Raw genomic sequence first — 9,961 nt, 5'->3', positions numbered from 1 at the left:
GAAAGCGTGGGCTGAGTTTTGCCGCAGGCAAAACTTTCTCCGAAAGCGTGGCTGAGTTTTGCCGCAGGCAAAACTTTCTCCGAAAGCGTAGGTAGAACTTTGCCGGGCAATCGTCAAGGCAGCCTTTGCCTGACGTTCGCCTGCGCACTCGGTTGCCGCAGCAAATACCGAGCGTAGCGCAGCGGGTTGGCCAGTGCGTCCAGTTTGGCTTGGTCGTCTTGTAAATAAGTAAAGATGGAGCGGCCGGGTTTGGAATTCACCTCAAGAATCCAACTATTGCCGTCCGTGTCGACACCGAAATCGATGCCGAGCTCGACGAGCCGCCCGTGACAAGATTCCAGCGCTTCCGGAAGCCCCATAGCGAGCTGCTTCAGCTCGTGAAGGAGCTTCTCGGCGCGTACCGGCCCGAACTCGCGGGTCATGAACGGTCCGATGGGTTCCACCGTGCCCCCGCCGTGCAGATTGGAGGTCAGGCTGCCGTTCTGTCCCCGGCGGACGGCCATGCCGGTTAGCTTCCAACGGCCGCCGCCGTCTTTTTGCACGAGCGCGCGCACGTCGTACGCGTCGCCGTTTTGCGACTGCAGCGGCAAATACTGCTGCAGCAAATAGCTGCGCTGCGCGATGAAGAGGCGCAGCCAGCGAAGCAGCGCCCCGGCGTCGGCGAAGCCGCACGCGACGGCGCGGTTGCGCGGATCGCGCCCGCGGACGGTGAACGCCGCCGAAGCGGCGTTTACCGTGCCCGCAGGGGACGCGCCTTCGCGGCGAACGAGCAGCACGCCGCGTCCCTGGGAGCCGTCGCGCGGCTTCAGAATCGCTTCGCCGCGCCGCCGGAGCCAATCCGCGAGCGTGCGCATGCTGCGCAGCGGCTGCGTCTCCGGCAGGTGGCGGTCAAACCGGCCGTCCTGCCGAAGCGCTTGCTGAACGTCCCACTTGCCCTTCAAGCCGTGGCCGAGCAAGCGGACGGAGGACTGCCGTTTAAGACCGTGTAATGCGTTCCGATAATCGGCGTATTGCCTTCGGGCGGTAAAAAAGCAGCGGTCATATACGATAGCCGGCAGGTCAAAGGTCCGGCTGACCCACTCCTTGAGTGCCGCATCATAGACATACCCGGTCACTTGCGGCCGGGACCAATCGATGCCCTGCGGAGTAAATACGAATACCATCAAGCCGCTGCGGCTCCCGAGGAGGCATAAGCGGCGGTAGAAACCGCGGTTGGCAAAAGGCGGATGTTCATCGGTTTGCGTCGTCATGATGCCGACGGTACTTTCGTTCGGGCGGTCTGGTTTCATCATGCGCTTTTACCTCGATCCGTTGAAGCTGCATCGTCGTGAAATACCGAAATACCGAAATACCGAAATATCCCATATCTGAGGACGGGTTATCGGGGGCAGATCCGCTTGCCGGATTGCCGATTCGGAAGCTTGGCGAACCGGTCAAAACTTCGCCGCGAAGCGGGCATATTGCACCACCTTTTTGACGGAGGGGCGGATCTTGCGCCCGGCCCCCAACGGCGTATTGTCCTCCTTCGACGGCTTCGAATTGACTTCAAGCAGCCATACCCGGCCGTTCGTATCGATCGCCAGATCGATTCCGAGCTCGGCATAATGGCCCGGGACCTGCTCCTCGATGCCCTTGGCAATTTGGATGGCCGCCTGCCGCAGCTTGCCCAAGCCGCCCGCCGCCACGGCCGCCCCCGAGCGCTCCAAAGCGTTCCTGGCCGTTGTCAGCGTGCCGCCCCGCGCCAGATTGGAGACGAAATGATGCGTGCCGGCGATTCGGGCTACGATGGACGTAATGCCCCATTGTCCGGTTTCCCCGCGCTGTACCAAGGCCCGGAAATCGACGGGCCGGCCGTTCACGGTCAGCAAGTCGAGCCCTTGCTGAATTTGGTAGCGCTGGCTTTTCAATTTGCCCGAGATGGTGCTGTACAGCTTGCCAAGGGTGGAAAAGGACTGCTTACGGGCGCCGCCCAGATTTGTAAAATGGCAAATGTATCCGCCCGGCTGTTTTTTGATCCGAATGATGCCTTTCCCAAGGCTGCCGGTAATTGGTTTGAGAAACACGGTCGGATGCTTGGCGCACATCGATTTGAGCAGCTGGAGGCTCCGCAGTAAATGCGATTCCGGCAAGTACAGGTGCAGATCCGTTTTCTTGTGGAGGGCATCGAACACTTCCGTCTTGTTTAAATACTTTTCATTGAAGAGCACCGCATTATGACGGCTCTTGGCTTGCGTCACAAAGTGCTGCACGTTGGCCCGGTTTTCCAGCTTGCGTGAAGTCAGACGGTTATACAGCACGTGCGGCACTGGAAACGTCGTTTTTTCCCAGCCGCCGGTTGCCTTGGTGCGCCATCCCCGAACCTGGTCGCTCTGTCCGCGCAAATCCTCAGGCGTGCTGAAAAACACCGATGCGCCATACAGCTTGCACGCCTCCGAGAGCTCGTGGCTAAAGGCGGTGTTCGCTCCGAACAGCTTGTCGGCGGAATCGGCGTAAACGCGGCTGACCATGACGCCGATCAGCGGGCCGAGATGAATCGTACGGGTTCCGGTTTTGTATTGAAGACAGAGCTCATCCCCGTGGGCCAGCCCCCATTTGGAAGCTAACGAACCGCTCAACCGCAGTACGCCGGCCTTGGACGAAGGAATGACCGAAACTTCTTCACGGGCAGAGGCGAAACGGAGTTGGAGAGGTTGCTGCAGCGGAATCTTCCATTTTTTCACTACAGAATCGCTGAGCGTCAGAACGGAACCGTCCGAGGAAGTGCCGGCGCTTTGGATTTGGATCTTCACCTTTGTTCTTTTCATGCGGAACTCCTTCCCAGCACCGGCTTGCCGCAAGACATGCCGCAACATGCTTTGAACATTGAGAAACGAACTACTTCATCATATGAGGGCGTCTAACCCTTGGTGAAAGAAACCACCTATATCGGGCGAGTGCCCGCAGGCCCGCGAACTCCTGCCATAACTGGAATACAATTGCCGGAGGAGGGAAAACCTAACAAGCGATATGTACCCCCGGGAGGAGGAAACTTATGTCGGAGCAAGATCCTTTTGAGCCCTTGCGTTCCGTTTTGGAGCGGCACGGTCAGCTGCAGTCGAGGAGCATCCCGAATGCGCAAGGGACATGGATACTGATGTATTACGGAGACTTGGCAGATTCCAAAATTTTGCAGACGCAAGTGATTCCTCCCATGCAGGAAAAAGCGCCCGGGGGAGTCTCCTTGGAAACGCTCATTCGCCATTTGCCGGTGGACCAGCAGGAGAAGGCAGGGGATATCGACCAGGTGGTGAAGCGGTTGATCTCCGGCTGGACATTGCTACTCTCCAGAACGGAACGCGGAGGCTATTTGCTCAACACGGCGTTGAAGATCGATCGCAGCGCCACGAGCCCCGAAGTCGAATCGCAGATCATGGGTCCGCAGGTGGCGCTGACTGAGTCGCTGCAAACGAACATCTCTTTGATTCGGCAATATTTACCGGACACGCGGCTCCGCTATGCGTCGTATCAGATCGGTGAAAGCACGCATACCGAAGTGATGCTGCTTTACATGGAGGGCGTAGCTCCGGCCGACGAAGTTTCCTTAATGAAAGACAAGCTGGCGAACGTGAAATTCAAAGGCATTACCGATAGCTCGATGCTTTTGGAAAAAATCGACGACAATCCCGAGTCGCTGTTTCCGCAAATGATTGCCAGCGAGCGGCCCGATCGGATCGTATTGAACTTGATCGAAGGGCGTATGGTAATTCTCGTCGACGGCAGCCCGTTCGCGCTGCTGGGGCCGTCTCGCTTTTTCGACTTTTTCAAATCGGCCGAAGACCGGTATTTACGGACCAATATGGCGTTGTTTTTGCGGCTGCTCCGCTTGGCCGCTATTTTCATCTCGGTTTTTTTCACGCCGCTGTATGTGGCCGCCTTGACGTACCATTACCAGCTGATTCCATCCAATATGCTGGTACCGCTGGCGCAATCGCGGTCCAAGGTGCCTTTTCCTCCGCTGATGGAGGCGCTGCTGCTGGAGTTCATCATAGAGCTGCTGCGGGAAGCGGGCGCGCGGCTTCCGACCAAGGTCGGCCAGACAATGGGTATCGTCGGAGGTATCGTGATCGGGCAAGCGGCGGTTCAAGCCGGATTTACCAGCAATATTCTGATCATTATCGTCGCGTTGGCTGCGCTTTCGTCTTTTATTACGCCGGTCTATATTATGGGTGCGGCGATCCGCATATTGCGCTTTCCGATGCTGCTGCTCGCCGGGGCGTGGGGGGCGGTCGGGATCATGACGGGGGTCAGCTTCGTTCTGATTCATCTGCTGCGCGTCAAGACCATCGGCCAGTCCTACTTGTATCCGCTCTATCCGCTTCAATTCGGTAAAAAGCAGCTCAAGCTGCCGATCAGCCGCCGGAGCCTGAGTCAGGACATTTATGAAGAACCGGCAGGTGATGCCCGGTGAAAACCAACAAGCGGACGAAGCCGCTAAACGCTTACGTCCTTTTCTTCATCATTTCGGGTACACAGCTTGGCGATCCCGCGCAAAGCTTTCAACGAAACGTTTACATTGCGGCGGGCCACGACGCATGGGTGTGCATGATCTTAAACGGCTTGCTGGTCAGCGCAGCCTTGTATGCGATGGTCAAGACGATGGGGGTTTATCCCGAAAAAGATTTGTATCAGATCCATCAGGAGCTGTTCGGCCGCTGGCTGGGCAAGCTGTTCAATCTTGCGTTTGTGCTGTATTTTTTCATTTTTTGCTTTACCGTGCTCCATTCGTATGGTGAGGTCGTCCATACCTGGCTTTTTCCGGACATGAACAGCTGGTTGTTCAATACGCTGATGAGCCTGCTGTTTCTATACGGAGTGACCGGGGGAGTGCAGGTTATCGCAGGCTTTGCGGTCGTGTCGTTTATTTTGTGGCTCTGGGTATTCCTGCTGTACTATTTTCCGTGGAAATATGCGCAGGTCGATCAGCTGCTGCCGCTGTTCGAGACGGGGCCCGGGCAAATTGTAAAAGGCATGCGGGCAGCTACTTATCCGATGCTCGGTTATGAGCTTGTGTACTTCTTGTACCCGTTCATCCGGGATAAGCACAACGTGCAGAAATATTCCCAGCTTGCCGTCGCTTTTACGGTGTTCACTTATTGCACGCTGCTGATCAACGCTATTGTGTTTTATGCGGGGGAACAGCTTAAGCATACGGTATGGGCGACTTACTCCTGGTACAAAATCGCGCAATTTCCGTTCCTTGAACGGTTTGAGATCGTCGGGGCCGCCTTTTGGATGATTCTGGTGCTGCCGAACAATCTGGTGCTGCTGTGGGCTTCGACGCGCGGCATGCGCTCCGTCTTCAAGCTGAAGCAAAAGTATGCCCTCTATGCCTGCTGTTTGATCTTCGTGCTGTCGTCGGAGCTGCTGTTTACGCATGAGGATGTGGAGTGGGTATCCAATCTGCTTGGAGAGTTCGGTTTTTTTCTCGTTTGGCTGTACCCCTTTGCACTGCTTGCGCTGGTTCGGTGGAAGACTGGCCGGGCGAAGAAGAAAGGAGCGGAGGCATGAACCTGAAACGAACGGCCCTCACGGCAGCAATGCTATTGCTGGCGGCTTCCGTCACGGCGGGCTGCTTGCAGACCCGGGTGCTGGAACGGCTTGGGCTGGTCATTGCCACGGGATACGACGAGGCTCCGGGCGACAAAATACTGGGCACCTCGGTGCTCTACGAGATGGACCCGGGCGCGAAGGAGCGTTCCAATGTGATTACGTCGACCGCGTTTACGAGCAAGGGGCTCCGGTACAACAATAACGTCGAATCGCGAAAAAAACTGACCTCGGGCCAGCTTCGGGTTGTCGTCTACCATGAGGACCTGGCGCGCAAGGGACTGACCGGGCTTGTCGATACGATGCTGCGTGATCCGGAGATCGGCTCTGGCGTCTATTTGGCCGTCTCCAAAGGACGGGCCTTCGATCTGATGACGAGGCGCTATCCCGAGATCAGCAATATCGGGGAATATTTGTTTCAGTCGATCCGCCAAAATGTAGAAAGCGAGGAGATGATTTCGCCGATTCTGCATGAATATATCCGCGACCTCTACTCGCCGGGGAAAGACCCGGTACTGCCGTACATCGTTCAGCGGGATAACGAGATCATTTTATACGGAGCCGCGCTGTTCAGGGGAGACCAGATGGTCGGAACGCTGCCGCTGCACAAAATTTTTTATCTCCGGCTGTTGCGGGATCGTTTCCATTCCGGTATGACGGAGATTGGCATATCGCCGGAAGCGCTCGGGTCGATCGGCTCCCCGTCCAAAGGGCAGAAGCAGGTTTATCTCGTGCTTGACTCGGTGAAAAGTAAAAGCCGAATCCGGTTGACCGACGCGAAGCAGCTGGCATTCACGGTACAAGTTCACATGAGCGGGAGGCTGCAGGAGATCTCGTCGCCGGTCAATCTGCGAAATCGGCAGGTGATCGAACTGTTGGAGCGCGAAGCGAGCAAGGCGGTTCAAGCTAACGCGATGGCGTTTATCAAAAAAACGCAAAAGCTGAACGTCGATCCCGTCGGCTTCGGAGAGAAGTACCGGGCGCAGCACCGGGGCACCGGCCTGACCCCGGACAAATGGAAGCAGCTGTATCCGAAAGCCAAGGTAAGCGTCGAGGTGAGCACGAAAATTTTGCGTACCGGCCAGTCGGATTAACGGTTGGCGGCGCTGGCCAGCGCCCCGGCGTTGTACCCGTCGATCCACCGCACCGCTTCGGAGATGTAGGATACGGTGCGAAAAGCGCGGGCCTGCACATCCGGGTGGCTTGAAGCCATCGCGAAGCTGTGGGGCGTTACCGCAAACATGGACAAATCGTTGAAGGCGTCGCCGAAGCATGCCGTTTCTTCCGGGCGGATATTCAGCTTTTCCAGGAGCGCAAGCAGGCCGCTCCCTTTGGAGCTGCCCTTGGGCATCACATCCAAGCAATCGATATCCGAAATATAGGCATCGATGGCTTCGCCGTATTGCGCCAGCATCGTTTGCTGAAATTCACGGAGCAGGCCAACATCGCCCATGAACGAAATTTTGCCGCAGACGAGATCACGTCCGAGCCGCTCCCGGAGGTCCTCTACCGCTTCGAATGGGGCCATCAGCCGCGGGGCGAGCCGCTGCGCATGCTCGCTCCACCGTTCCGTCATATACCGGTCGGGTCCGGCGAGCAGCGTGAGAAAGGGCAGGCCTGCCGCCGCCTGCGAGAGCTCGACGATCAATTCGCGCTCGAACGCGTGGTGGCGGATCGGCTCTCCTCCGGCTGCGTGAACGTATGCGCCGTTTTGCGAGATGCAGTGGGCGGTGATCCCGACGTTTTCCATCACCTTCAGAATCTCCGGACGCATGCGTCCGGAGGCGAAAGCGACCGCAGTCCCGCGTCCAATCGCGTCGTGCAGCGCTTGCCGATCCTCGGAACGGATCGTCTTGTGCCCGAGCAGCAGCGTGCCGTCCAAATCGCTAACGATCAATTTAATCATCGTTCGTTCTCCCCCTCGGCGATGAGAATTTCGATATTATGCCGGCGCAGCGCTTCGCTCATCGGCTCCGCAGGCGGCCGGTCCGTAATGACAATGTCGATGCAGTCCAGTCCCGCTACCCGGTAAAACTGGCGCAGACCGAACTTCGTATGATCCGCCAGCACGATCACTTGATCGGCGCGGCGAATCATCTCCTTCATGACGTAGCCTTCCTCCTCGAAGGGGTTGGTCAACCCGTCCGGCGTCAGCCCGCTGGTGCCAAGGATCAGCTTGTCGGCCTGATAGTCGCGAAGCATTTCAAGCGTTCTCGCGCCGGAAATAAACCGGTGGTACGGGTGAACGACCCCGCCAAGCAGGTGCACGGTGCTGCCTTGCTTGGGCGAGAGGAGACCGGCTATGTCGATCGAGTTGGTCACGACGACGTGGCCGTCGGTTCGAAGCTGCTCCGCCGCATGAAGCACCGTCGTGGAGGCGTCCATGAACAAATAGTCGCCGCTGTGGATCAGCGAAGCGGCGAGCCGGCCGATGTTCCGTTTCACGTCAGATTCCGCCTTCAGCCGGTCGCGGTAGCCCGAGATGTCTTTATTCAGCGAAGGCCAGATTGCTCCCCCGCGCGTGCGCAATATTTTTCCCTGCTCCTCCAGTTTGACGATATCCCGGCGGGCCGTATCCCGGGAAACCTGGAACAGCTCGCAGATCTCCTCCACGGAAATGCGCTGATGCACTTGCATGTGCTGTAAAATGGCGAATAAGCGTTCCTCCTGATACATGACAGGCTCCTTCCGATACAGGATGACAATGACTTTAATCGAATTATAAGTGAAACGCTTAAGTACATCAAGTATTAATAAGTAAATGTAAGCAAAATACTTACTGGGAATTTTTTGAACGCACGGATGCATTCCGCAAGGGCGTTATGTTACAATGGCTGAAGCGTACATACGCCTATGAACTTTAGCAAGAAGGGAAAAGAAACGCACGTGACGGAAACGAAAAGAAAATCGAAACCGAAGCTGCTGGAGCTGGACATCGTCCGGGCCATCGCCATTCTCGCGGTCGTGCTCATTCACTCGACGTCCGACGCTACGGTCGAGCTGCCGTCGGGCAGCGGCTCCCAAGCGGTGTATCTGGCGCTCAACAAGCTTGCCAATTTTGCCGTGCCGGTGTTTATTCTGCTCAGCGGTCTGGTGTTGTTTTACCGCTACCAGGACGACTTCGGCGGCAAGCAGGCGCTGCAGTTTTATTTGAGGCGGGTCAAGCAGGTGCTGTACCCGTATCTGGTCTGGTCTCTCTTTTATTACTTGTACAACCAGTGGATTTATTACCGGGCTAACCTGCATTGGAACACGGGCGAATTTTTGGATTTGCTGCCGTGGGCGGATGCTTCGTATCACTTGTACTTTATGGTCATCATCGTCCAGTTTTATTTGCTGTTCCCGCTGCTGATGTGGCTGTGCCGAGCATTTCGCTGGTTCCGCAGCGGCTTGATCTGGATCGGTTTGCTGATTCAGGCCGGGTTTTATGCGTACCACAACTTGGTGGAGCCGTTCGGCCACATGCCTTCGCTCTGCATCAACTATTTCAGCATGTTTACGCTGGGCGGGTGGATCGGTCTCTATTACGAAGCGTTCTCGGCCTGGATTCGCAAGCATTTCGTCTGGGTACTGCCGCTGACGGCGGTGCTGGGCTTTGGCTTCATGGGCTTGTTCCAGATGGAATTGCGGCTGAGTATCGTTCTATCCCACCAGTGGTATCAGCTCTTGTTTTTCGCATATGCGGCTTTTGCCGCCATGAGCTTTATCCGGTTGGGCCAACTGCTGCTGGAGCGGGCAAAAGCGGCGGCGCGCGTGCTCATGGCGCTCGGAGCCGCCTCGTTCGGCATTTATTTGGCGCATCCGGCGGTGCTGACCTATTACAAAACGCATGTCCTGCCGCAGAGCGGCGCCATGTCGGCTTATCATGCCTATGTATTTGGGGCGTTCGCGCTTAGCCTGACGGTACCGTGGATCGCTACGTTCCTGTACGGGCAAGCAATGCGGCCGTTCCGGCGCAAGAAACCGAAGCCAAGCCCCGCAGGGAGCGCAGCGTAGTTCAGGAACCGAAGGTGCTATTTTGGTCGGACCCCTCATACAATGTATCGTACAAGTTGTACGAGGGGAGGCTGGAATGTTGAAGGGGACCCGAAATATCGTGGGGATGGCCCTGGCGCTGGGCATGATGCTATACGCCGTGCCGAGGCTCGATTTCGGCGGGGGCTGGACGCTGGCTTCCGTATTCGGCGCAGGATGGATCGCCTTTGCGCTGCTCGTCATTGCCGCACATTTGCACGAGCTGCTTGGCGTGGAGGAGGAGACGAAGCGGGAGCTGCTCAAGATCAAACGAATGAAAAAATGGCGGCTGGAGCAATCGCTGCAGGGCAGACGCAGCCTGTTACAGATCAAAAAATAACGAAAAAGTCCGTTTTCACAC

Annotated in this window: 9 protein-coding genes; 5 read left to right on the top strand and 4 right to left on the bottom strand. The window is 56.9% G+C overall.

Features of this window, described 5'->3' with window-relative positions:
- Nucleotides 1-113: 113 nt before the first annotated feature.
- Together PEL01S_RS33580 and PEL01S_RS33575 are read right to left on the bottom strand one after the other, a co-directional pair.
- Nucleotides 114-1,292 (bottom strand): YheC/YheD family endospore coat-associated protein, encoded by a 1,179-nt coding sequence (locus tag PEL01S_RS33580; protein ID WP_063181875.1) that lies wholly within the window; start codon nt 1,290-1,292, stop codon nt 114-116.
- Nucleotides 1,293-1,433: 141 nt separating this feature from the next.
- Entirely contained in the window at nt 1,434-2,804 is a 1,371-nt protein-coding gene (locus tag PEL01S_RS33575; RefSeq protein WP_063181876.1) for a YheC/YheD family endospore coat-associated protein, read from the bottom strand.
- A gap of 227 nt (nt 2,805-3,031) precedes the next feature.
- On the opposite strand from PEL01S_RS33575, the gene PEL01S_RS33570 reads away from it, so the two are divergent.
- The 3 genes from PEL01S_RS33570 to PEL01S_RS33560 are packed head-to-tail and all read left to right on the top strand — an operon-like array spanning nt 3,032 to nt 6,680.
- Nucleotides 3,032-4,447, top strand: a complete 1,416-nt coding sequence (locus tag PEL01S_RS33570) for a spore germination protein (protein WP_063181877.1) — start codon at nt 3,032-3,034, stop codon at nt 4,445-4,447.
- Nucleotides 4,444-5,547 carry a GerAB/ArcD/ProY family transporter gene (locus PEL01S_RS33565; RefSeq protein ID WP_063181878.1) on the top strand — a complete coding sequence of 368 codons (1,104 nt, stop codon included), beginning with the start codon at nt 4,444-4,446 and terminating at the stop codon, nt 5,545-5,547. The genes PEL01S_RS33570 and PEL01S_RS33565 overlap by 4 nt, the downstream gene beginning before the upstream one ends.
- Entirely contained in the window at nt 5,544-6,680 is a 1,137-nt protein-coding gene (locus PEL01S_RS33560) for a Ger(x)C family spore germination protein (protein ID WP_063181879.1), read from the top strand. The genes PEL01S_RS33565 and PEL01S_RS33560 overlap by 4 nt, the downstream gene beginning before the upstream one ends.
- Here PEL01S_RS33560 and PEL01S_RS33555 read toward each other — a convergent pair.
- Nucleotides 6,677-7,492, bottom strand: a complete 816-nt coding sequence (locus tag PEL01S_RS33555; RefSeq protein ID WP_063181880.1) for a Cof-type HAD-IIB family hydrolase — start codon at nt 7,490-7,492, stop codon at nt 6,677-6,679. The two genes, PEL01S_RS33560 and PEL01S_RS33555, sit on opposite strands and share 4 nt — an antisense overlap.
- Nucleotides 7,489-8,262: a DeoR/GlpR family DNA-binding transcription regulator gene (locus tag PEL01S_RS33550; protein WP_127463273.1), complete on the bottom strand. Its 774-nt coding sequence runs from the start codon at nt 8,260-8,262 to the stop codon at nt 7,489-7,491. Before PEL01S_RS33550 ends, PEL01S_RS33555 begins: the two co-directional genes overlap by 4 nt.
- 177 nt (nt 8,263-8,439) lie before the next feature.
- On the opposite strand from PEL01S_RS33550, the gene PEL01S_RS33545 reads away from it, so the two are divergent.
- Together PEL01S_RS33545 and PEL01S_RS33540 are read left to right on the top strand one after the other, a co-directional pair.
- Nucleotides 8,440-9,582, top strand: coding sequence for an acyltransferase (locus PEL01S_RS33545; protein ID WP_127463272.1), 1,143 nt, complete (start codon nt 8,440-8,442; stop codon nt 9,580-9,582).
- Nucleotides 9,583-9,658: 76 nt separating this feature from the next.
- On the top strand, nt 9,659-9,940 hold the full coding sequence (locus PEL01S_RS33540) for a hypothetical protein (protein WP_127463271.1): 282 nt from the start codon (nt 9,659-9,661) through the stop codon (nt 9,938-9,940).
- Nucleotides 9,941-9,961 lie beyond the last annotated feature (21 nt).

It is taken from the genome of Paenibacillus elgii NBRC 100335, assembly GCF_004000865.1.
Lineage (GTDB): Bacteria > Bacillota > Bacilli > Paenibacillales > NBRC-103111 > Paenibacillus_G > Paenibacillus_G elgii.
This window is presented reverse-complemented; position numbering and strand designations above follow the sequence as displayed.

Excerpts from the sequence above, each read along its gene's own strand:
- PEL01S_RS33580 (WP_063181875.1), bottom strand. The coding sequence starts at position 1,292 with ATGATGAAACCAGACCGCCCGAACGAAAGTACCGTCGGCATCATGACG.
- PEL01S_RS33575 (WP_063181876.1), bottom strand. The coding sequence starts at position 2,804 with ATGAAAAGAACAAAGGTGAAGATCCAAATCCAAAGCGCCGGCACTTCC.
- PEL01S_RS33570 (WP_063181877.1), top strand. The coding sequence starts at position 3,032 with ATGTCGGAGCAAGATCCTTTTGAGCCCTTGCGTTCCGTTTTGGAGCGG.
- PEL01S_RS33560 (WP_063181879.1), top strand. The coding sequence starts at position 5,544 with ATGAACCTGAAACGAACGGCCCTCACGGCAGCAATGCTATTGCTGGCG.
- PEL01S_RS33555 (WP_063181880.1), bottom strand. The coding sequence starts at position 7,492 with ATGATTAAATTGATCGTTAGCGATTTGGACGGCACGCTGCTGCTCGGG.
- PEL01S_RS33550 (WP_127463273.1), bottom strand. The coding sequence starts at position 8,262 with ATGTATCAGGAGGAACGCTTATTCGCCATTTTACAGCACATGCAAGTG.
- PEL01S_RS33545 (WP_127463272.1), top strand. The coding sequence starts at position 8,440 with ATGAACTTTAGCAAGAAGGGAAAAGAAACGCACGTGACGGAAACGAAA.
- PEL01S_RS33540 (WP_127463271.1), top strand. The coding sequence starts at position 9,659 with ATGTTGAAGGGGACCCGAAATATCGTGGGGATGGCCCTGGCGCTGGGC.